We start from the raw sequence: 24,545 nt of genomic DNA, 5'->3' as shown, positions 1-24,545 counted from the left end.
TTTACTAAACTAAGAGCGTATGCTCTTGCGGTAGAGCTGAGTAAGTTGCAACTTCCAGTGGTTTGGTTTTACTAAGCCACTCGGGGGCTGGGTTCTCTCAGCCCCCATTTTCATATCTAAATAAATTACTCATTGAATCGAGGCGACGCTGCCTATGTTTAATAAAACCGTAAACGATACTTCATATTCGTCTAATAAGAATGATTTGCATAAGAATATTATTAAGAAAATTACCGATTATTTTAAGGAACGCAAAGCAGTAAGTATTGTGTCCGCTATAATTTTTTGTGCTGTGATAGTAGCGACTTGTTTTTCTGATCTTTCTGTTTGTGAGTGTGCTACAATCATATCATTAACAGTGGCTTTTATTATAAATTTATTCTTAGGAAAGCACTATATAATTGGTTTTATAATTAGTTTTCTCACGTATATATTTTTTAGTATGTATACATATTCCAATACTTATGTAAGTATATTGAATAGTAGTATCAAATGTATTCCTATTTTGAAATGTGTTCTTGCTATATTAGTTGTTGCCATTTATTTTGCAATAACATGTTCTTTTATATATAGATCTTTTCAACTTGTTTTGAAAGAAAATACAAAATATATAATACCGATATCCTTTTTGCCTATAATTCTAGGGATTATTTTTAGTAGTAGAGGAATATTCAATAATTATATTTCTTACTTCACTACCGTCTTAATAGGACTTTTTACAGTTTTAGTTAGCTTTGAAAATTTGAGTGTTTTGGCTAAGAAAATATTTAAATTAAATATAAAAGACACAGAAGAAAATAAATATAAATTAATTAAAGTTAAGGTATTGATTCTTCTATCTCAAGTATTGATTGTTTTATCAATGGTATGCCTAAATTCCTTATATAAAAATTATTATGACGGAAAAAATAAAAACTTTTTAAAAGGTGTTGATATTCATTCATGTGCATGGAATGGATTATTTTTAATAATTATTTTTCTAATTTTTTACGCTATAACATGCCTAATATTTTTCATGTGTAAAAAATCAATAAAGAAATTTATAGAAAAACATCTAGATTATGAAAAAAGTATTAAACATAAAATTCATACTTACCGAAACCATAGATACATCTGTAAGTTTAAAAAGAGCAAAAATGTAAAATAGTGCAATGCTAATACTGTATTTATGTGTTGTTATTATGGGCAATTATGAGTCATATCTTATTGTTAATAAGACTTGAAGAAGTGTGCATAAGACATAGTGCGCATACAGAATAAGCAATGTAGATTTATAAATTAAATTTACATTGCTTATTTTAAGCATGTGTTCTAATAGAAAGTGGTTGTTTTAGCGGACGCAATATAATCTCTTATATTAAAAGAGAAGTGCATATAGTTCTTTGAAAGAGTACTATACTCGTAATCCTTTGTTTTAAATTTACGTTGTTGATTACGCTAGCCCGCGTTCGTTTATTTTTGCCCGTGTTTGTAGTCGGATGTGGTGGTTTGATAAACAAATGTGGGGAAGTGTTCTTGGTTTTGTAGTCGAATAAGCCGTTGAATAAACAACCAACATGAATAAAAATGCTTGCTATGATTGCAATCGCATTTTTCCTACAAGATCATTGCATAATCTATATTTCGGCATTTGTGCGTATAGCCGTACCTGAGATAAAATAGTTCAAGAAAGCATAATAGGTATTAATTTACCTTTTTGTTTTTAGGTGAGTGTGTATTGTTCTAATATTGAGGATATTTATGTGTAATAGATGAACAATATGTGTTTACTTGTTTATGCGATATGTGTTAGGCGTAATACAGGAAAGGAGTGTTGGTAAGTATGAATAAGACCATTATATTGAACCGCTTCTTTACTCGTAGTGTCTTCTTTAACATGTTGAAAAACAATAGTAAAACATACAATACAGTAATTAAATATTTTATTGATAATACTGAAAATAAGAATAATTACACGCTTATTGCTGAAATTTATAAGTTTATGTCAAAATCGTATAGAAATGAATATTTCTATCAAAATACTTTGTTGAATAAACTTTTACTTGGTAAGCACAGTATAAATACTACAACTGCTTTGACGCAAATCCCTATTGGTAAATCAAAGGCAGATTTTATCTTGATTAATGGTAAAGCCGTTGTGTATGAAATAAAAACTGGGCTAGACACATTTGGACGTTTAAGAAGACAACTTGATGATTATTTCAAGGCTTTCAATCATGTTTGTGTTGTTACGTCTGAAGATAAATATGATAACGCTCTTAAAATTCTCAGGAACACACCAGTTGGAATTTATGTACTTACTAAGCAAAATACCATAAGTGAAAAAATGCGTAAAGAACCTGTTGAAGATAATTCAAAGCTTAATCATGTTGATATTTTTAAGGTTCTTCGTAAGAGTGAGTTCGAGAATATACTAGAGAAATACTTTAATGAATTGCCTAATGTTCAGCAAGTATTTTATTACAAAGAATGTTTGGATTGGTTCCAAAAAATTCCTATAGATATAGCTTATAAAATGACATTAAAACAACTAAAAAAGCGGAATAAGATAATAGAAATGCATGATTTTAATAACGTTCCTTACGAGTTAAAGTCTCTAATATATTTTTCTTTTCCGTCAAAATGCGATTGGCAAAAAATAGACTGTTTCTTAAGCAAAAAGTATGGAGGATAGATTATGTATTTCCCATATCTTCGTGGGCGTCAATATGAATTACTGGCTTTACGAGAACTCGTAACCAACGATAAACTTGGTAACAATATAATTCCTGTTGTAGAGCCTGTTAAGATGAATTCAACTTTTGCAAGTACTGTTGATGCATTTGTAAAAGCTAATCATGATATAGCTATAATACTTAATCCAGATGTTGGCACATTTGTAAACGATTTTAATTATTCCAAAGAAAAAACTGAAGAAGTTGATTATATTAAATATGCTTTAGAAAAATATAAAAATAACCATGTTATAAAATCAATCATATTGAAAAATGATGCAAGAAATTTTATTGATTCTTGCGAAAAGAATGGAATAGATAAGTCTCAGTTGATTGTTATAAACATTGATCAAGACTATTTAGATCTATACAGAGAAGAATTTGATAAAGTCACACCTAGATATGTTCTAATACCAGATGAAGGAACATTTAGAAGAAGAGTGCAATCAAATAGAGTTCTTCTTGATGACAAGTTTAAAAAACAATCTAGGAATGCGGATTATGCTGATAAAGTTGATGAGTTTTTCTCAGATGATCACTTATATTATAAGGATGAAAAATTTGAGGGATTTTCTGATTATTCGATAGTTGGAAGAGATTATAATGAGGTTGGATTTGCTCCATATGCGGTTGCGATTCATTTAGTATATTTTGATTCTAATAAAAATCTACGAATTAGACATTTTGTTTCCAAATCGAATGAGGATATTACAAATATTGCTGGTAAGTTTTATGAGGCTGTATCAAAATTGCATGAATGGTATGTGTCTAATCCACAGTACGCTGTTATGACTACTGGCTTTAAGAATTTATTGAATCATTATAATAATGGAACTTATCCTGGGCTTGGAACTGTCAAAAAATTATCTCTTATGCATCATCTGGAATTGATGGATTTGTATTTGAATGAGGTGAAATAAGTATGTTATGTTGCAGTAATTGTTTCACTGATACTGAAATAAAGCCAATGATAGATGGTAAGAAGGATGATGATAATTGCAATATTAAAAATCGCGAAACTGGCGATTGTGATTTTTGCGGTAAAAAAGGTGTTTATGTATATGACACGACTAAAGGTGGTCCTATTGAGGATAATTTTAATGGATTGTTAGATATTTATACTCCTGCGTCTCTTTTACCTTCTAATTTTCCTAAAGATAAGATAGGACTTATTAAAAATATTCTTCATGATAAATGGCCTATTTTTAACTTAACAGCAGATAAGATCTATGATCTTGTTACTGCGATATGTGCGAAAAAATATAAGAGTCATCCAGAATTGTTCGATGAGCCAGTTGGTGTGCTGCAATTCAAAGATGATACTTATTTGGATGAAAATTCTATTTTAAAGAATTTGCATTGGGATGACTTTGTAAAAGATATTAAAACTAAAAACCGATTCCATAGTTCATGTATTAGCATAGATAAGTTAGCTACGTTTCTGGAATATGCTGTAAGCGAATATGCTGCAGGTGAGGTTTTTTACAGGTCAAGAATATGTTCTGATGAGCAAGGTTATTCTCCTTCTGATATGGGTGAGCCGCCAAACCATAAGGCAAAAGGTGGTAGGGTTAATCCGATTGGTATTGGTGTTCTATATCTTTCTGATTCGATGAAAACAACATTGTATGAGATTCGTGCAGGAAAATATGATTATGTTACAGTTGGACGTTTTAAGCTTAAGAGCAACATCAAAGTTATAGACCTGGAAAAGATTGATAAAATTAGTCCATTCATAAACACTATTGATTATACGCAGTATGCAATTAATATCGAGCATTTAAAGAAAATCGCTGAAGAAATTTCTAAACCCGTTAGAAACAATAATGAACTCGATTATATTCCGACGCAATATATTAGTGACTATATTAAAAGTCAAGGATATGACGGAATAGAGTATGCGAGTGTTATGCGTGGGAAAGGTAAAAATTTAGCTGTTTTCGATTCTGGAAAATTAGAGTGCTGTGGAACGAGGGTATATGATATAAAAAATATTTCGTATTCTTATAGTTTAGTGTGAGATATATTAATGCATGTGGCTAAAAGTTTTTGGCATACTAAATATAGCGTTAACTTTTACATGTGCCTTTGGTATTGCTTTAGCGAATATTGGTTGTCTGTAAGTAGTTGTTTTTAAATATCAATAACATGTGATAGTACAATTAGATTAGTTTTGAAATGCATAATGCATTTCAAAACTAATCTAACTTTTTATTCTGCAAGTAGAATTTCTAATAGTTAACGTTAATGGTAATTGAATATGTTTTGTTTCTCCATTAAAACTTATTAATTCTAAAGTAGATTTAGCAATAGCTTCAAATGGTTGCTGCAATGTTGTTAAGCTAGGATGCGCCCATTTGCCAATATGAATTCCATCGCAGCCTATTACAGATAAATCATCTGGTATCTTTAATCCATATCTTTCAGCTGCTCCAAGTAACCCTAGTGCTGAAATATCTGAGCTACAGAATATTGCGGTTGGTGGATCTGGGTTACTTACTATGTATGGGAATATACTTTCTCCAAATTCCTCAGTATATGGACCAGAAAATATTAAGGAATCATCGTATAATATTTTGCTATTTGATAAAGCGGATAAATAGCCATGTTTTCTGTCTGAGGTTGTGCTTAATCCATCTGGTCCTGACACGTAGGCTATTCTCTTATGCCCCAGGGAAAGTAAATAACAGACAGCTTGGTATGCTCCAGAGTAATTGTCAACAGTTACTGTTGATATATTAGATAATTTTTCATCATTCATTTGCTCATCTATTAGAACGGCATTCATTCCAGAAGGTATTACTTTACGCAAAGCTATATTATTGTTATTTAATCCAGCGTATATAAGTCCAATATACTTTTGCTCTTTAATTATGGATTCAACAATATTTCTTTCTTTTATTGGATTTCCTTGCGATATTTTAATATTTAATGTATATCCTAAACCATCTGCTGCCATGGATATTTGTTGACATAGTTCACTATAAAATGGGTTATTTAATCCAGGAATAACAAGCGCCAGTGCTTTGTAAGTTGTCTTTGAGTTTATTTTAGTTGTGTATTTATAGAAATGTGCAGCCTCGTCAATTCTTTGTGCTGTAGAGTCTTCTACGTTTAACGTACCATGCAAATATCTCGATACGGTAGATGTAGATACATTTGCTCTTCTAGCCACTTGAACAATTGACATATAGACTCCATAAGTTTTATTGAAAAATCAATAGCTTAATAAGTAATTTAATACTGTTAATGCTACTATTGCGCAAAAACTTTTACAATAGAAAAATTTGCGCAAAAATATTATAGTATTCTAGCAATGAAGCCCTTTTAGCCCATATTTTTAGCGTTTTTTGTGTTTGTTTTATTTGCGCAAAAGATTTATTATTTTTTATAAGAACATCCTTAATGTGTGAGATTTACAAAGTAGAGATGTTTTTATTTATTCAAAGCAAAGGAGCTGTTTATATGACAAAAGTTTTACTAGCTGGAGAATCTTGGATTTCATCTACTACAGAATATAAAGGTTTTGATGAATTTACATCCACTAAATTAGAAATTGGTTGCGTGGAATTTCTTGATGCTCTTAGAAAGTTTGGTCACGATGTTACACATCTAAAAGCTCATGATGTTCCAGAAAACTTTCCATGGACAATGGATGAATTAAACAAATACGATGTTGTGATACTTTCAGATATAGGAAGTAATTCATTTTTACTACCTAATAGGGTATTTGGTGAAGGAAAAAGATGCGTAAATCGTTTAGATTTATTAGCTAAATGGGTTCGTGAAGGTCATGGACTGATGATGGCAGGTGGATATCTTTCCTTTGCTGGATTTGAAGGTAAAGCTCATTATCATGGTACATCTATTGAAGATGTGCTTCCTGTTGAAATAAGTCCATTTGATGATAGAGCTGAAAAACCTCAAGGTGTAATTCCTAAAATAGTATCCAATCATACAATTGTGAATGATTTGAGTCCTATTCCAATTCTTCTTGGATATCAAAAGCTTTTAGCTAAAGAAAGTTCTAATATTCTCATGAAAGTTGATGATAATCCTTTGCTCATTGTTAATGAGGTAGATAAAGGCAGAAGTATTGCTTTTGCATCAGATATAGCTCCTCATTGGGCTCCGGAAGCGTTTATGCAATGGAGTGGATATGGTCAACTATTTTCTAATTGTGTCAAGTGGCTTTCTAAAGAAATTTAATAATTGCAAATTAAAATTATTATTCACTATAAGAGTGAAGAATTATATGAAAGGAGATAATCATTATGAATAGTAAACAACGTTATATGGTTCCTTTATTGTTCATTGGAACGGTATTGGCTGGTATGCTTTCTCCAATGCAATCTGCTGTGAATGGACAATTGGGAAAAGAATTAGCTGATGGCAATGCTTGCGCAGTAGTATCATTCGGTTCTGGACTTGTTGTTATGTTTATCATAATTCTCTCTCGAGCGTCTACAAGACAACAATTTGCTTCAATTCCTTCGAAAATTCGCTCTAATAATATACCTTGGTGGAGTTGGCTAGCTGGATTATGTGGAGCTATGGTTGTTTTTTCTGAAGGAGCATCTGCATCTGTACTTGGTGTTGCAACATTCCAGACAACCTTAATCTGCGGAATGGTTTTGTCTGGATTATTATGCGATAGATTTGGAATAGGTGTAGATACAAAGCAACCGTTTAATTTACCTCGTATATCTGGTGCAATTCTTGCAATTGTTGCAACTATTATGGTTGTTTCACCAAGCTGGCATGCTCCGTCAGTTGTATTTCTAGCTGTTCTACCATTTGCTGCTGGTCTTTTAGCGGGATGGCAACCTGCTGGTAATTCGGCAGTGGCTAATGAAACTGGTTCTATGTTAGTTTCTATAACTTGGAACTTTATAGTAGGTTTTTCCGTACTAGCAATTGCTCTTATTGTTAGAATCGCTACAGGTCAGACTTCTTTCCATCTTCCATTGACTTGGTGGATGTACTTAGGTGGTCCGCTTGGATTATTGTCTATAGCCTTAATGGCTTTATTGGTGAGAGGATTAGGTCTACTTCTTCTAGGACTAGCTTCGACGGCTGGACAATTACTTGGGTCTGTGTTGATCGACTGGCTTGTTCCGGCGTTAGGTGCAAAAGTATACGTTATTACACTTATTGGAACAGTTGTAGCACTAGTAGGTGCTGTTATAGCTGCAATACCTTCTGCTCGTAATGATCAGGATGAATTAGTCTCACAAGTCAATTGATAAAAAATTTTTATTTTCAGTTAGTTATTATAAAGGAGTAATAACAATGTGTACTGGAATTGGAATAAGAAGCAAACAAGGAAATTCATATTGGGGAAGAACCCAAGATTTTGAACAAGAGTTTGAATATGCTGGTATGAAGATACCGTCTGGTACCTCTATAGAATCAACCTATACACCATTTATTACTAAATGTGCAGTAATGGGTGTTGCTTGGGCTAAAGATGTGCATAAGAACCCTGTTATTTTAGATGGAATAAATGAATACGGAATATGCGGTGGGTCTTTCTATTTCGATCACTTCTTCCGATATGTGAGTAAGAAAGAAATTGATGATTCTAATAAAATTGCGCTTCGTGGAGAAGAATTAGTTACATGGATATTAACTCAGTATCGTTCTCTCGATGAGATCATTAATTCACTCAATTCGGATTTAGGAATAGTTAATGAACCTGGTCCAATGATGGGGATGTCTGTTCCGCAACATGCTGTTTTTTCCGACGAAACAGGGAGATCTATAGTTGTAGAACCTTCTATTTCTAATGGTTTTAAAATATTTGAAAATACAGTTGGTGTATTTACAAATGCTCCGACCTTTGACTGGCATCTTAATAATTTGAAGGCTCATCTTGAACGTTCTACCAATCGCAAATATCTTTATGACAACAATGAAGCTGTGAATAATGTAGGATTGGATGAGAACATAAGTGGATTACTCGATATACCTAGCGACTATAAACCAGAAAGTCGATTTTTGAGAGCGGCTTATGCAAAATTAATGTCTATGCCAGTTGATGACGGGAATGCGATTAATGAAGTATTTCAGTTGTTGTCAATGGAGAACACCCCTAAGGGAGTTCTACGAATATCGGTAGATGATGAGATGTTGGTTCCATGGACTCAATATACGTCTGCATATGATATAAGTAATAAAGATTTATACGCATTTTCGTATGATAATCACAATTTGAAAGTATTACATTTTGGTAATCCTGACGAATGGGATCATGTAAGATATTTTGATTTTGTTTTGAAACAGACATATGAACCATTTGAAGAAGAATTGTAATTAGAAATAAGTTGGGTGTGCATGCTTTTGCGTAACAAATATGCATAGCATGCGCACCCTTGTATTGTTGTATTAATTTAAGTTTTTAATATAATTGTGTTTTTTGTTGATTACGCTAGCCCGCGTTTGTTTATTTTTGCCCGTGTTTGTTGTCGAATTTGCTTAAAAAGGGAACAAACGCGGGATTATGGGTTGCGCGATTAGCGTTTAGAACAAAAAGACCGCAGCGACGAGACTGCGGTCTTAGATAGTTAGCGCGTTACGCTTGCGATTAATTGCGCATTACGATTAGTCACGCATAACGCATCACGATTAGCGCATTACGTATTACGCGATTTATTGCAATTAATCACGCATTGGTGTTGCGCTTAAACGCGCCATACAATCCTGCGCAAGCGGCGCTAGCGATTGCAGCCTTAATAATATCGCCCACAATAAAGCCAGTAGAAGCAACGGCGATTGCCAAAACAGGCAAGTGCATCATAAGCGATTGACCTACAAATCCAAATGCGTAAATCACAAGAGAACCAACAACAGATGCGGCAAAATACGCGCCAAATCGTGCAAATTTCTTAGCAACAGAATCCTCTGGCATGGCAGCATTAACAACGCCTTCGAGCGCAGACTTTACAAGCGCAATCGCAGCTACACCGAACACGAATCCAACAAGGAATCCAACGCTAGGGCCTGCAAAAGCCACAACGCCGCTCTTTCCGCCTGCAAACACTGGCATTCCAGCAGCGCCAATCGCAAGGTACATAAGCACAGAGCTAACGGCTTGGCGCCAAGTCAAAGTAAGACCTGCCAAAGCCAAAACCAAAGTTTGCAAAGTTACAGGAACAGGAGTTCTAGGAATCGGCAATGCGCCAGCCATAGTTGCAGCGCTAATAAGAACAGTAAACAAAAACGCCTTAGCAAATGGAACAGCCAAACGATTAACATCAAAAGCCTTAGATGCAACTGCGCTAGAGTTTGCGCCAGAGTTTACGCCAGAGTTAGATTCAAAATTAGCCACGATATCCTTCTTTCGTATTGTTTTTCGTTGCTGAATCAAAGATTAGACAAAAATCACCAGCCGCGCGTTGGAGAAGTTTACAAAAAATCGCATAATGTTTTGTTCAAATTCACGGATACTATAAGCCAAATTTCCTATAACTTGTAACGTATGGTTACGAATATCAAAAAAATACTTGTGGCAAATCGCGGCGAAATCGCGCTTAGAGTGATTCGCACTGCTCAAGAAATGGGAATACAAACTGTAGCTATTTATGCGGCATCCGACCGTCAAGCACAGTATGTTGAGATGGCAAGCGAAGCCTACGCGCTTTCTGGAGACACGTACAGAGACACTTATTTAAACGAAGACGCGATTATAGACATTTTGCATAAAAGCGGCGCGGATGCTGTACACCCAGGCTACGGATTTTTATCGGAAGTAGCGAGTTTTGCGCAAAAGGTGATTGATGCTGGCGCTGTGTGGATTGGTCCGAAGCCAGAAGCGCTTATTGATTTAGGGGATAAAATAACCGCTCGCCGCGTGGCAACTCGCGCTAAAGTGCCGCCCGTACCAGGCATATCGGAGCCTGTAAAAGACATTCGAGAATTGTTGACTTTTGCGCAAACACACGGCTACCCGGTTATGATGAAGCGCACGGATGGCGGCGGCGGTCGCGGAATAACCGTTGTGCACAACGATGACGAGCTTCGCGGATTCTACATGAACCACGACGCTTTGCAAGGTGGCGACCTTGACGAGTACTTTATTGAGCGTTTTATAGACAAGGCGCGCCATGTGGAAACACAAGTTGGCCGCGATTCGCATGGAAACTTCACCATATATTCCACGCGCGACTGCTCGGTGCAACGCCGAAACCAAAAGTTGGTTGAGGAAGCACCAGCGCCATTCCTTACCGATGACGAGAACGCGCAGCTTCACCGATATTCTCGTAACCTATTTGAAGCTGTTGACTACGTTGGTTTGGGCACGTGTGAATATATGGTGACATCTCAACACAAGGTTTACTTCTTGGAAGTGAACCCACGATTGCAAGTTGAGCACACAGTTAGTGAGGAAGTTAGCGGACTAGATCTTGTGCGCGAACAGCTTACGATTGCTGACGGCGGTGAGCTTACGCAAAATCACCCTTCGCGCGGGCATAGTTTTGAGCTTAGAATCACTTCGGAAGACCCAGCAACGAATCTTACGCCTAGCGCAGGCACACTAACAAAAATCGAGTGGCCATCTGGACCTGGAATCCGTGTGGATTCTGGAGTAGAAGTTGGAGATAGCGTGTCTCCAAAATTCGACTCCATGATGGGCAAGCTTATTGTTACGGCTCAAAATCGCGATGCGGCGATTGCTCGCGTAAGACGCGCGCTTAAGGAGCTTTGCATTGAGGGAGTGCCCACTCCTGCTAAGCTTTTTGAGCAAATTTTTAACGATCCTGATTTTACAGCGCAAGATCACGATTTTGATATTTCTACAAAATGGCTTGAACACAAGTATTTGAACCGCACTCCTGCAGCGGCAAATGGCGGACAGCCTGCTTCTTTGGATTCCAATAAGTCTGGTGAAGACGCGCAAAATAAGCCAACTAAAATGGAGTCTTTTGTAATAGAAGTAGACAATAAGCGCGTAAAACTTACGATTCCGCAAGATATTGTAGACAATCTTACTGGCTCTGCACGAGTTAGAAGCACAGTTCGCGCATCGCAGCCGCTTAGAGGACGAGGATTAAGAGGAGATACTCACAAGTCGGAAACTCCAAAGGATGCTCCTGGAGTGATTTCTGCTCCAATGCAAGCTGTGATTACACGCGTAAACGTTGCGGAAGGTCAGAACGTAGCAAAAGGCGATTTACTTGCTGTTCTTGAATCTATGAAAATGGAAAACTACGTTTATGCACCTGCAGCTGGCGTAGTTACTGGCATTTTTGTAGGGCCTGGAGATGGTGTAGAAGCAGGCGAAAAGCTTGTAACAATTGACGTGACTAAAGGCGGTAGTGCAAAATGAGTGCGCTTACTAAAGATGCTACACAAGTTGCAAAAGATGTTAATAAAGATGCTGCGCAAGTTAGTAAAGACGCACAAACTATGCAAAATGCGCAGCCTACGCAGCCTCAGCGTGGAAAAGCAGCCGTAGAACACGCGGCTCGCCTTGCTAGAGACGCTGAACAGAATGCTTTAGAGCGCCAGCATGCAAAGGGAAAATCCACGGCAAGAGAGCGTTTGGATTTGCTTTTTGATACGGGAACGTTTGAAGAGATCGGCCGCTTTAACGGTGGAGACATAAATAACGATATTGCAGGATGCGCTGTAATCACGGGCTTTGGCGAAGTATACGGCAAAAAAGTGGCAGTTTATGCGCAGGATTTTTCCGTTCGTGGCGGCACGCTTGGACGCGCTGAAGGACAGAAAATATGCCATCTTCTAGACATGGCGTTGCAGCTTGGAGTTCCAGTTGTTGCCCTAATCGACTCGGGTGGCGCTCGCATTCAAGAAGGCGTTAACGCGCTTACGCAATATGGCAGAATCTTCAAAAAAACTTGTGAAGCAAGCGGTTTAATTCCGCAAATCTCACTAATTCTTGGACCTTGCGCTGGTGGTGCAGTTTATTGCCCTGCTCTTACGGATTTTATAATCATGACTCGCGAACACTCCAACATGTTCGTAACTGGCCCAGATGTTGTTAAGGCAGCTACTGGCGAGTCGATTAGCATGGACGATTTAGGCGGTGGATATGTGCATAACTCCACTTCGGGCGTTGCTCACTATTTGGGCGAAGACGAGGCAGACGCCATTGACTATGCGCGCACAATCTTGGCTTATTTGCCGCAAAATTGCAATCAAAATCCGCCAACATTCGCATACGCTGCCACGCGCGCAGACAGAGAAACCGCTAAGCAGCTTGCGACTATTGTTCCAAGCAATGATCGCCAGCCGTACGATGTTTTAGACGTTATTCGCGCAATCGTAGATTATGGCGAATTTGTGCAAGTTCAAGAGCTTTACGCGGCATCCGCAGTAGTTGGTTTTGCTTGCATAGAAGGTCATCCTGTTGGAATAGTGGCAAATCAGCCTAAAGTCAATGCTGGAATTCTAGACGTTAATTCTTCCGAAAAAGTAGCGCGATTTGTGCGATTGTGCGACGCGTTTAATCTTCCTGTTGTAACTCTTGTAGACACTCCTGGATACAAGCCGGGATCAGATCAGGAACATGCTGGAATTATTCGCAGAGGTGCAAAAGTGATTTACGCGTACGCAAACGCGCAAGTTCCGCTTGTTACTGTGATTTTACGCAAGGCTTTTGGTGGAGCGTACATTGTAATGGGCTCAAAGTCTATGGGCGCAGACTTTAACTACGCTTGGCCTACCAGCCAGATAGCGGTTTTGGGTGCTCAAGGAGCTGTGAACATTATTCATCGCAAGGATTTGCAAAAAGCAAAAGAGCGCGGTCAAGATGTTGACGCTTTAAGAAAAAAGCTTGTTGAGAATTACGAAAATACCACTGTAAACGCGAATCTTTCGCTGGAAACTGGCCAGATTGACGCAATGATAGATCCAGAGCAAACAAGAGATGTTATTGCTAATTCTTTGAAGATTTTAAGAAGTAAAAAACGTGTTTCGAGAACGGGGAAGCATCATGGAAACCAGCCAATGTGATTTGGGAATAATTCGGGAATAATTCGGGAATGATTTGGAAAGCACTCAAAAGTCGCCAGCAACCGCGCATAAAGCGACCAAAGATAAATAAATCCAAAAAACACAAATAATCCAAAAAGCACAAATAAATTTTAAAAATAAAACTTAAACCCACGAACAAAGGAAAATAAAATGACAACATACTTATTTGACCAGCTCGCACAAACACCACACATTCTTACCTTCGCAGGACAATCCACACCATGGGTGCAAGCCTTAAAAGAAACACAAAACGATGCAGAATTAAATAAAGAATTACGCGAATATAACAAATTAGCAAAAACTTTACTATCAAACATATATCCACAGTTATTAGCAAATGCTGGAACTGACATAAACGTATTCGATGCTTTAGAAAATCCTAAAATCAACACAGCCAGCGCACAATTAAGCGTACCAGGAATCACAATTGCTCAGCTTGCAAGCGTAAAAGACCTAACAAACCTAGGCTACAACTTTGAAGTAAACAAGCCAATTGCAAGCCTTGGACACTCTCAAGGCATAATAGCCGCAAAAATAGTAGAAGCTCGTATAAAAGCAGGGTCATGGCAAAACGCGCAAAACCAAATAGCTGAACTTATAGCAATCGCATACATAATCGGAGCAGCAGCAGACCGCGAAGCGCGAATGTTAGAAATCAGTGGAAACGGCGAAAAAACACCAATGCTATCGCTAAAAGGCGTTACGTTTGAACAGGCAAAAGCCTTGATTAAGCGAGTAGAAAGAACCAGAGGCGTTATATCAATCGCAGTTAAAAACTCGCGAAATCACATTGTGCTATCAGGATATCCAGAAGACATGGAAGCCGTGCAAAATCAGGCACAGAAAGAGTCGCAGCGTTCCAAAAAAATGCGCGAAATGAAGGAACGAGGCGGATCGGTTTTTGCGCCAATTGCAGAGTATTTAGATGTTACAGTGCCATTCCATTCTCCAATCATGAAACCTGCTGTAGAGCAAGTTGAAGCCTGGGCAAAGGACGCAGGATTAGATGCTGAACTTGCACTAAAGCTTGCAAACGCTGTGCTAGTAGAGCCAGTAGATTGGGCGAAGCAAATAGCAAAAGTTTTAAATAACGTGAATGCGCGAGAGTTATACGTACTAGACATGGGTCCAGGAGAAGTGCTTGGCAAGCTAACAAACGTGCTACTACAAGGAAGCGGAGCTGGCGTAGTAGAAGTCGGGACAATGAACGCGCGCGCAAAAGCAAGCACAACTAGCGCTGCAGAAGCTGAATTATTGCGTACTGGCTGCTGGGAGGATTTTGCGCCGCGAGTAATCGATACTCCAGCTGGAAAGAAAGTTGTAACAAAATTCAGCAAGCTAACAGGCAAAGCTCCTGTGCTTCTTGCCGGCATGACTCCAACCACAGTAGACCCAGAAATTGTAGCCGCCGCAGCCAACGCAGGATATTGGGCAGAACTTGCAGGCGGTGGACAAGTAACAGAAGAAGTATTCGACAGGCACATGGACTCTTTGAGCAAGCAATTGCAAGAAGGAGCAACCGTAGAATTCAACGCCATGTTTATGGACCGCTATTTGTGGAATTTGCAATTTGGCAGCAAACGTATAGTTCCAAAAAAGCGTGCTTCTGGAGCGCCAATCGACGGCGTAGTAATTTCTGCAGGAATCCCAGAGTTAGATGAAGCGAAGGAACTTGTTGAAACTCTTCAAGCCGACGGATTCCCGTATGTTGCTTTTAAGCCAGGAACAGTAGAGCAGATTCGCCAAGTAGTTCGCATTGCAAAAGCTGTTAAGCCAGCAACAATTATTGCGCAAGTAGAAGGCGGATCTGCAGGCGGCCACCATTCATGGGAGTCGCTAGATGATTTGCTGATTAGCACTTATGCTCAAGTGCGCGAATGCAATAATTTGGTGCTTGTAGCAGGTGGCGGAATCGGCACCCCAGCTCGTGCAGCAGACTACATTAGTGGCGAATGGTCCAATAAGTACGGTTTGCCAAATATGCCAGTAGATGCTGTGATGATCGGCACGGCAGCAATGACAGCAAAGGAAGCGCACACAAGCGCGCAAGTTAAGCGCATGTTGGTGGAGACGCCTGGAATCACAGAAGCAAATGATGCGTGTGTGGAAGGTCTTGGCGCAAGTGAAGATCCGTTTGCTCCGATTGGCGAGCGCTGGGTGCCTTCTGGAAAGGTTGTTGGCGGAGTAACAAGCGGTTTAAGCCATTTGCACGCGGATATTTACGAGATTGAGAATGCGTCTGCACGCTGTGGTCGTCTTCTTGTGCATATGATGAAGCATCCAGAAGAGCTTGAATTACGTAAAGACGAGGTTATTGCTGCTCTTAACTCTACTGCAAAACCATATTTTGGCGATGTTGAAAATATGACATATACCCAGTTTGCGCAGCGATTCCTTGATTTAAGCTATCCTTGGGCAGATCCTACTTACGCGGATCGCTACCTTCATTTGTTGCAGAGAATTGAAGCGCGTTTAATAAGCCAAGATTCTGGCGAATTTACTTCGATTTTGCCAGATATTAAGCAGGTTGCTGAAAATCCTCAGTCTGCTCTCGATTCTCTTGTGCAAGTTTTTCCTAATGCGAGCACGATGAACGTTGTTCCAATGGATGCTGCGTGGTTCCCAACCTTGGTGCGTGAATATCCTAAGCCAATGCCATTTGTGCCAGTAATTGACAATGATCTTCTTCGCTGGTGGGGTCAGGATCAGCTTTGGCAGTCGGAAGATTCGCGATATTCTGCGGATGCTGTGCGAGTAATTCCAGGACCTATTTCTGTTGCAGGCATAATCACAATGGATGAGCCAATCGCGGATATTTTAGGAAGATTTGAGGCTGCGGTTATAAATCGTTCGGTTGCTTGCGACTTGCCTCTGGGCTTTAATCAAAACGCATTTAGCCAAATAGACTGTGCGCAAAATGTTGAAGAATATGTGCGCTCATGTCCGAATATTTCTTGGATTGGTCACGTAACCAATAATCCTGCTTATAAGACGCAAAATAATAGTGGAAACTATGTTATAACCGTAATAAGTGAAGAAAATAGCGTAATTAAGCTTGATCTAGACATTAAACTAGACACGTTCTGGGATGAGCACGAAGCCGACAATGAAAATAGTGGTAAAAATAGCGTAAAGAACAGCGGCAAAAATCATGCTGTTAGAGATATCGTAATTCCGCTTATTGTAGACGCAAAGCGTGCTGGAAGCATACCAGTAGTAGACCGCGAGCGACTACCAAAACACGTTTATAACATGTTGGCAGCAACCGCAGGCATTGGAAATACTGCGATTACTGGAGATGTTTTAAGTGAAATGCCAAAAGTAGACGCAAGCCAAGAAGCGTGCGAGCAAGTTAAAAAAGAAATAGCTTGTGGAAAAGCTAACAAATCAGCCTGTGAAACAACATGTGAAACAGCCTGCGAAATACCATTTGGCGTAGTTAAATCAGCATACACGCTTTCTAGAAACCTAGGAATCGACCACGAATCTGCTACAGCTGGACGCCTGCCAGAAGGTTTGCAAGCATCAAGAATCGTGCCAGACGCGCTAGTAGGTCCAGCATGGCCAACAATATACTCAGCACTAGGATCCGTAATGGTAGACGGATACCCAGTAATTGAAGGACTACTCAACGCAGTACATTTAGACCACCTAATAGAACTAGATTTATCTACAGACGACCTGCAAAAATATGTTGGAACACGCATAAACCTCACTGGTTGGGCAGAAGATTACGCCGAATCAGCTTCTGGGCGAGTAGTGACAATACACATAATTCACAATGCGCAAGACGGAACAAAAATCGCGCACGAAACAGAACGATTCGCGATTCGTGGGCGAAGCTACAGTGCAGCACTACCAAAGTCTGCTCCAGAATACGGAGATGCGGCAGAATTACACGGATTTAGCGTAGACAACACGCCTAGAAGAGCGCTTAGACGCGTCGTAATTCGCGCACCTAAAGACATGACAGCTTTTGCGCGCACATCAGGTGACTTTAACCCAATACACACATCCAAAAGAGGAGCCGCAATCTCTGGACTTTCCGCACCTCTAGTACACGGCATGTGGCTTTCAGCAGCAGCTCAGCATGTTGCTCAAGCATTGGATGAAAAAGGCGCACGCTATGATCTTGTTGGCTGGACGTACAACATGTACGGCATGGTGCAGCTTGATGACGAAGTAGAAATTACCGTAGAACGAGTAGGGAAAGTACGCCGCGGAGGGCTAGCGCTAGAAATCACATGCCGAGTAAACGGGCAAATAGTTTCTAAAGCGAGCGCACTTACACGCGCGCCGCGAGCAGCATTCGTATACCCAGGTCAGGGTATCCAAAAACAAGGAATGTCATTGGATGAGCGCGCCAAATCGCCAGCTGTGCGCGAAACTTGGGAGCGCGCAGACAAACTCACTCGCGAAAAACTAGGATTCTCAATTCTTGCTGTAGTGCGAGATAATCCTAAGGAATTAACAGCAAATGGCGTAACATATCGTCATCCAGAAGGCTTGCTCAACTTAACGCAATTTACTCAAGTTGCGCTCGCTACTGTTGCTTTTGCGCAAACCGCGCGTTTAAGAGAAGCAGGATGCGATATTTGGCCTGCGTATTTTGCTGGTCATTCGCTTGGCGAATACAATGCGCTAAGCTCCTTCGCTCAAATTATTCCGCTAGAAACCGTGTTGGAACTCGTGTTCCACCGCGGATCTACAATGCATCACTTGATTGAGCGAGATGCGCAAGGACGATCCAACTATCGAATGGGCGCTTTGCGTCCAAACCAGTTCGGTGTGGACGATGATGGTGTAAACGCGTACGTTGAAGGAATCTCTAAGCAAACTGGCGAATTCTTGCAAATCGTAAACTACAATTTGGCAGGTCAACAATACGCAATAGCAGGCACAATAAAAGGTTTGAAAGCTTTGGCTCAAGATTCTGCCAAGAGGGCTAAAGAGTATGGCGGTAAGCCTCCATTTATGCTTGTTCCAGGAATTGACGTGCCGTTCCACTCTCGAATTCTTCGAAAGGGTGTGCCAGAATTCCGCGACAAGCTCGATTCGCTGCTGCCGAAGCATATTGATTACTCTGTGCTTGTAGGCCGTTACATTCCAAACCTCGTGGCTTGCCCGTTTGAGCTTACGCGAGAATTTGCGCAAAAGATTCTAGACGTTGTTCCTTCAGAACGTATTAAGGCTGCGCTAGAAAATGACGAAATTTGGGATTCTTATGCAGCTGATGAGCAAAAACTCGGCAGGTTGCTTCTTACGGAGCTTCTTTCCTGGCAGTTTGCGTCCCCTGTTCGCTGGATTGAAACGCAGGCGCTTATGTTTGAAAGCGCTGCATGCGGTGGATTAGGCGTAGAAGAATATGTTGAAGTTGGTTTAGGAAACGCGCCAACTTTGGCAAATCTTGGAGCAAAAACGCTTTCTATGCCACAGTTTAGCGGACAGAAAGTTACCGTTTATAACGTTGGTAGAGACGAGGGTCGTGTTTATATGACAGACACGGATTCGCTTGTGCCAGAAGTTTTTGAAGACGAAGAACCTGTGGTTGCAGAAGCAACGGCTGCTGGCGACTTATCCCAAACTAACGCGGAAAAATCGCAAGCAGCCGCCACAGCAAGTGCAGCATCTACTCAAATAAATGCAGATAATTCTGTGCAAAATGTGCAACAAAATGTGCAAAATGTGCAATCTGGGTCTGTGGCAGATATTGAGTTTAAAGCGTCTGATGCTATAAAAACACTTATAGCTTACAGTGCAAAAATTCGCGCCGACCAAATCGGAGACGCAGACACCACAGACACGCTAACAAACGGCGTATCCTCTAGGCGAAACCAGCTTTTAATGGACATAAGCGCCGAGCTGGGAGTGGCAAGCGTAGATGGTGCTGCAGAAGCTCCGATGAGCGCACTAAACAAGTTAGTGGATTCTGTTGCTCCGCGTTATAAAGCTTTTGGGGCGGTTCTTTCAGACGTTGTGAGAGAACGCTTGCGCGCACTCTTCGGCGCAGCTGGATTTAAGCCTACGCAAATAGATAAGAGAATTGAACAAGTATGGCAGCTAGGTGAAGGCTGGCGAGCACACGTTTTGGCTGCTCTTATTTTGCAAACGCGAGAAGGAGCAAGCGTACGCGGAGGCGACTTGGCGCAACTTTCTACAGAGCCAGCAAAGAATACTTCTGCAGCGCAAGATTTGATCGATTCTGCTATTAATCAGGTTGCTAAAGAACACGGAATTGCTCTCGCTCAACCAGGTTCCGCGGGCACAGCAGGCGGCGCAGTAGTTGATTCTGCAGCCTTAGACGAGTTTGCGCAGAAGGTTGTTGGTGCTGACGGCGTTTTGGCTGCTACTGCTAAATTCGTGTTAGCGAAGCTTGGTGTTGAAGCTCCTAAAGCAGAAGCTGAATCGGATGAAAATGCGGCTGTTGTTGCAGCTGTAGAAGCTGAGCTTGGAGCGGATTGGCCAAAGCAAGTGGAGCCTCGATTCGATGAGCGCAAGGCGATTCTCTTCGATGATCGCTGGGCTAGCGCTCGCGAAGATTTGGCTAGAATATACTACGCGAATAAGGCTAATCAGGGGTTTGGTTCAAACCCTGGTTCAAATCCTGGTTTATCTGAAATCAACAATTTTGGTTGTTTTGTTGGCACGGGAAAAACTATTGCTGAAGAAGCATTATGGTTCGCTCAAAAGTCGCAAGCAACCGGACTTGATGATTTGAGTTGCGTATTCAAGCGCATATCTAAAGATGCATTAACAGATATTAATGATCTTCCTAAAGATACTAAAGAAGTCAATAGCGAAAACCTTGATTCTCGTCCTATTTTCTCAAATCGCTTCGCATCAGATGTTGCGGTTGTAACAGGCGTTGCACCGAATTCAATTGCTGCAGCAGTCGTCTGCGGTTTACTAAGAGGTGGAGCAACAGTTATAGCAACATCTCACAGTTTTAAGCCAAGCGTTAAAGCATGGGCGAAAAAAGCGTATCGTGAAAACGCTGTTATGGGAGCTAAATTATGGCTTGTGCCAGCAAACTTATCTAGCTACCGAGATGTAGATGCTCTAGTAAAGTGGGTTGGCACAGTTTCAAAGAAAGTCAGCGGCGCAACAACCACCATTTTGAAGCCAGCTTATGAGCCAAGCATGTTCTTCCCGTTTGCAGCACCTCCAGTTCACGGCACTTTGGCTGATTCTGGTGCGCTTTTCGAATCTCAATCTCGCCTAATGCTATGGGGTGTGGAGCGTGCAATCGCAGGATTCGCGCAAATCGGAGCAGATACAGATGTGCAACATCGTATGCACGTTGTGTTACCTGGCTCTCCAAACCGCGGTATGTTTGGCGGCGACGGCGCTTACGGCGAAGTCAAGAGCGCATTCGATGCGATTGTGAACCGTGCACATGCCGAAAGCGTATGGTCAAATCGCGTGACTTTTGCACATCCAAAAATCGGTTGGGTGCGTGGCACAGGTTTGATGGGAGGCAATGATCCGCTTGTTAAAGTCGTAGAAAAACACGGCATAACAACGTATTCAACTCAACAAATGGCAAACCGTTTGCTAGATTTGTGCACTCGTAAAGCGCGCGAACAGGCTGCAATTGCACCTCTGGACGTTGATTTTACAGGAGGATTAGGTAAGGATGCTCTTGATTTGAACGCGCTTCGCGCAGAAGCACTTGCGGATCAAGAACGCGCGGAGGCTTACGACTTATCCCAAACTAACGCTCAAAAGTCGCAAGCTTTAGACGAGTCATATCCAAACGCAAAGTCTTCTATAAAAATAACAAACAAAGCACTTCCAACACCATACGCTTTGCAACAACCTCACGTAAATCTAGCGGATTGGAAGAACGTTACAGCGCGACCAGAAAACCAGATTGTAATAGTATCTGTTGGAGAACTTGGACCATGGGGATCTGGGCGAACACGATTCGAAGCAGAACTTGGAATACAAGAAGACGGTTCCGTTGATATTTCTGCAGGAGCAGTATTGGAATTGGCTTGGAACATGGGCTTGCTAACTTGGCAAGACTCGCCAAAACCAGGATGGTATGATGCGGACGGCACACTTGTGCCAGAAGAAGATATTGCAGAAAAGTATCGCGATGAGGTAGTTGCACGTTCTGGTATTAGACCATTCGAAACCGGCATGGGTGGCGACTACAAAGACGGAGCAAACGAAGAAGAAGCCGAAATCTTCCTCGACCACGACGTGAGCTTCAGTGTGCCAACAGAAACGATTGCTCGCGAATACGTGGCGCTAGATGAAGAACACACTACGATTATGCAAGATGCTGAATCGGGAGAATGGACCGTTACACGCAAAACTGGCTCAATGATACGCGTACCAAGGCGCGCAGCCATGACCCGAACTGTTGGAGGACAATTCCCTAAAGGCTTCGACCCATTAAAGTGGGGAATTCCAGCTTCGATGGTGGGAAGTGTAGACCCGATTGCTTTGTGGAATATCGTAACAACCGTAGACGCCTACATTTCCGCTGGTTTCACGCCTTCGGAAATTTTGCAAGCCGTGCATCCGTCCCTTGTAGCATCGACTCAAGGCACAGGATTTGGCGGAATGACGTCTATGCGAAAACTGTATCTAGATCGCTTCCTAAACCACGAAATCCCTACAGACGTATTGCAAGAAGCATTGCCAAACGTTGTAGCAGCGCACGTAATGCAAACATATATTGGTGGCTACGGAAACATGATTCAGCCAGTTTCAGCATGCGCCACTGCAGCGGTTTCGCTTGAAGAAGGCGTCGATAAGATTGCTCTCGGCAAAGCAGACTTTGTTGTAACGGGCGCGATTGACGATATTGGCGTTGAGTCCGTGGTTGGTTTCGGCAACATGAACGCAACTGCAAACAGCGAGGAAATGTATGCAAAGGGCATAAATCCACGATTCTTCTCGCGAGCAAACGATCGACGTCGCGGAGGATTCTTGGAAGCGCAAGGCGGAGGCACGATTCTCGTTACGCGAGGAGATATTGCGCTTAAGCTTGGCTTGCCTGTTGCTGGCGTAGTCGGATTTATTCACTCTTATGCAGATGGTGTGCACACTTCGATTCCAGCTCCAGGATTGGGTGCGCTAGCTGCAGGAATGGGTGGGCGCGAATCCAAACTTGTGCACGATTTGGCGGCGCTTGGAGTTACACCAGACGATATTGCTGTGGTTTCTAAGCACGATACGTCTACGAATGCAAACGATCCGAACGAGTCTGAGCTGCACAATACTTTGGCTCATGCTATTGGGCGCACAAGCGGAAATCCGCTGTTTGTAATCAGCCAAAAAACGCTTACTGGCCACGCAAAGGGCGGTGCGTGCATATTCCAAATCAACGGTTTAACGCAGCTGTTTAGAAGTGGCGTGATTCCTGGGAATATGTCGCTTGATTGTGTGGATCCTAAGCTCGCGCATGATGATCATATGGTGTGGTTGCGAAACCCAATGCGAGTTGGCATGGTTAAAGCGGCTCTGGCTACATCGCTTGGATTTGGGCATGTTAGCGGATTTGTGGCTCTTGTGCATCCTGGTGCGTTTGAGGCTTCTGTGGCAGCTAGCGCTGGTATGGATGCGCTTAACGAATGGCGAGCCAAGGCGAATGCGCGCTTGGCTGCAGGTCAGCGACGTCTGCAAGAGGGCATGATGGGTCATGTGCAACTGTTTGAGCCTGTGGAAAATCGCCGTTTGCTTAAAGACGGTACGCGTATGCCAGATGGTTCGCGCTACGATGGGCATGAGGCAGAAAAAGCTATGCTGCTAAACCCAGACGCTCGACTAGATGCCAGCGGCTACTATTGCTAAATGCTAGATTGCTAGCGGCTTTTGTTTCTTTTTGCCCGCGTTTGTTTTCCAAAATGCCCAATATGGGAACAAACGCGGGGGTAAAAGCACCGCATAACCTGCGCTAAATAGTGCGATAGCGAGTAATTAGGAAGTGAGTTTGATGATTGCTGGCATTGGACACGACATAGTGCAGATTGCACAATTCGCTCAGCAGATGCATGATGGCGATGGTTGGCGCGCGCTGTTTTCTACGCGAGAGCTTAGACAGTGCGCCATGCGAGCGCACTCAAAAAACGACGCTGAGGCGATGCATATTGCAGCGCGCTGGGCTGGAAAAGAGGCGGTTATAAAATCTTGGTGCGAGGCTTTATCTTCGTTTGGAGATGCAAAATATCCTTACACGCTAGATAACACACCGTGGTCGAGTATTGAGATTTTAGATGATTCTCATGGTTGCCCAAGTGTTAATCTTGATGATGCTGTTAATGAAAAGCTTATGCAATCTTTGAGCACGGTTCCTATGATTAATGCACAGAATGGCTTTTCTATTAGATGGCATGTTTCTTTGAGCCACGATGGTTTGCTTGAAGACGTATCTGCAATCGCATCTGCGTTTGTGATTCTAGAAATAGTTTAGATATTTTGCGATTTGCGCTGTATGGTTTTGTGTATTTTTTCCCGCGTTTGTTGTCGTATTTGCATAAAAAGGGAACAAACACGGGAATGTTAATTGTGTGGTACAACGCTCTTGAGGATCTAAGTGGAGTGTCGTTAGTTGTTTTATGTCAAAATCATCTGTATAATTGTTCGAGTCGCTGTTTTGGGGTCTTATAAAAATTCCATTACGTGCAATTGCGGATGTAGCTCAATGGTAGAGTATCAGTCTTCCAAACTGATGACGCGGGTCCGATTCCCGTCATCCGCTCCACTTGATTTCTGTGATTTCTTTGATTCCGATTGTTCTAAATATATCGTGATTAGTCATAGTTATTTTTGTGTTTTTTCGTTATTCTGATTTGCGATTTGTTTCTTTACTGTTTGCGC

13 protein-coding genes and 1 tRNA gene are annotated in these 24,545 nt (G+C 41.3%); 12 read left to right on the top strand and 2 right to left on the bottom strand.

All coding sequences use genetic code 11. The annotated features are described in order from the left end of the window. The first annotated feature begins 154 nt into the window (after nt 1-154). The 4 genes from HXT25_RS01775 to HXT25_RS01760 all read left to right on the top strand — a co-directional run bounded on the left by HXT25_RS01775 (nt 155) and on the right by HXT25_RS01760 (nt 4,734). Nucleotides 155-1,147 carry a hypothetical protein gene (locus HXT25_RS01775; protein ID WP_020759550.1) on the top strand — a complete coding sequence of 331 codons (993 nt, stop codon included), beginning with the start codon at nt 155-157 and terminating at the stop codon, nt 1,145-1,147. A gap of 675 nt (nt 1,148-1,822) precedes the next feature. After that, a complete protein-coding gene (locus HXT25_RS01770) occupies nt 1,823-2,674 on the top strand; it encodes a sce7726 family protein (RefSeq protein WP_422118622.1) in 852 nt (283 codons plus the stop codon). Nucleotides 2,675-2,677: 3 nt separating this feature from the next. Further along, a complete protein-coding gene (locus HXT25_RS01765; RefSeq protein ID WP_004114436.1) occupies nt 2,678-3,634 on the top strand; it encodes a sce7725 family protein in 957 nt (318 codons plus the stop codon). A gap of 47 nt (nt 3,635-3,681) precedes the next feature. Then, on the top strand, nt 3,682-4,734 hold the full coding sequence (locus HXT25_RS01760) for an RES family NAD+ phosphorylase (RefSeq protein WP_020759435.1): 1,053 nt from the start codon (nt 3,682-3,684) through the stop codon (nt 4,732-4,734). A 183-nt stretch (nt 4,735-4,917) separates the two neighbouring features. Here HXT25_RS01760 and HXT25_RS01755 read toward each other — a convergent pair whose 3' ends face one another. After that, entirely contained in the window at nt 4,918-5,904 is a 987-nt protein-coding gene (locus tag HXT25_RS01755) for a LacI family DNA-binding transcriptional regulator (protein ID WP_020759436.1), read from the bottom strand. A 275-nt stretch (nt 5,905-6,179) separates the two neighbouring features. Between HXT25_RS01755 and HXT25_RS01750 the strand changes: the two genes are divergently transcribed. From HXT25_RS01750 to HXT25_RS01740, 3 genes are all read left to right on the top strand, one after another. Beyond that, nucleotides 6,180-6,923 carry a glutamine amidotransferase gene (locus HXT25_RS01750; protein ID WP_032840907.1) on the top strand — a complete coding sequence of 248 codons (744 nt, stop codon included), beginning with the start codon at nt 6,180-6,182 and terminating at the stop codon, nt 6,921-6,923. A 65-nt stretch (nt 6,924-6,988) separates the two neighbouring features. After that, a complete protein-coding gene (locus HXT25_RS01745) occupies nt 6,989-7,960 on the top strand; it encodes a DMT family transporter (RefSeq protein WP_004114440.1) in 972 nt (323 codons plus the stop codon). 46 nt (nt 7,961-8,006) lie between these two features. Further along, nucleotides 8,007-9,029: a linear amide C-N hydrolase gene (locus HXT25_RS01740; protein ID WP_075038664.1), complete on the top strand. Its 1,023-nt coding sequence runs from the start codon at nt 8,007-8,009 to the stop codon at nt 9,027-9,029. A 349-nt stretch (nt 9,030-9,378) separates the two neighbouring features. On the opposite strand, the gene HXT25_RS01735 is transcribed toward HXT25_RS01740, so the two are convergent. Next, entirely contained in the window at nt 9,379-10,044 is a 666-nt protein-coding gene (locus HXT25_RS01735; protein WP_422118621.1) for a biotin transporter BioY, read from the bottom strand. 150 nt (nt 10,045-10,194) lie between these two features. Here HXT25_RS01735 and HXT25_RS01730 point away from each other — a divergent pair, with 150 nt between their 5' ends. The 5 genes from HXT25_RS01730 to HXT25_RS01710 all read left to right on the top strand — a co-directional run bounded on the left by HXT25_RS01730 (nt 10,195) and on the right by HXT25_RS01710 (nt 24,429). Further along, complete coding sequence (locus HXT25_RS01730; RefSeq protein WP_004114443.1) at nt 10,195-12,042, top strand: biotin carboxylase N-terminal domain-containing protein; 1,848 nt, start codon at nt 10,195-10,197, stop codon at nt 12,040-12,042. Next, entirely contained in the window at nt 12,039-13,691 is a 1,653-nt protein-coding gene (locus HXT25_RS01725) for an acyl-CoA carboxylase subunit beta (RefSeq protein WP_415702455.1), read from the top strand. Before HXT25_RS01730 ends, HXT25_RS01725 begins: the two co-directional genes overlap by 4 nt. A 171-nt stretch (nt 13,692-13,862) precedes the next feature. Beyond that, nucleotides 13,863-23,519, top strand: a complete 9,657-nt coding sequence (locus HXT25_RS01720) for a fatty acid synthase subunit beta domain-containing protein (RefSeq protein ID WP_422118620.1) — start codon at nt 13,863-13,865, stop codon at nt 23,517-23,519. Between the two features lie 142 nt (nt 23,520-23,661). Further along, a complete protein-coding gene (locus tag HXT25_RS01715; protein WP_422118619.1) occupies nt 23,662-24,138 on the top strand; it encodes a holo-ACP synthase in 477 nt (158 codons plus the stop codon). Nucleotides 24,139-24,355: 217 nt separating this feature from the next. Continuing rightward, nucleotides 24,356-24,429, top strand: a tRNA-Gly gene (locus HXT25_RS01710). Nucleotides 24,430-24,545: the final 116 nt, after the last annotated feature.

The sequence above is a fragment of the Gardnerella sp. DNF00476 genome (genome assembly GCF_049262735.1).
GTDB classification, from domain to species: domain Bacteria; phylum Actinomycetota; class Actinomycetes; order Actinomycetales; family Bifidobacteriaceae; genus Bifidobacterium; species Bifidobacterium vaginale.
This window is presented reverse-complemented; position numbering and strand designations above follow the sequence as displayed.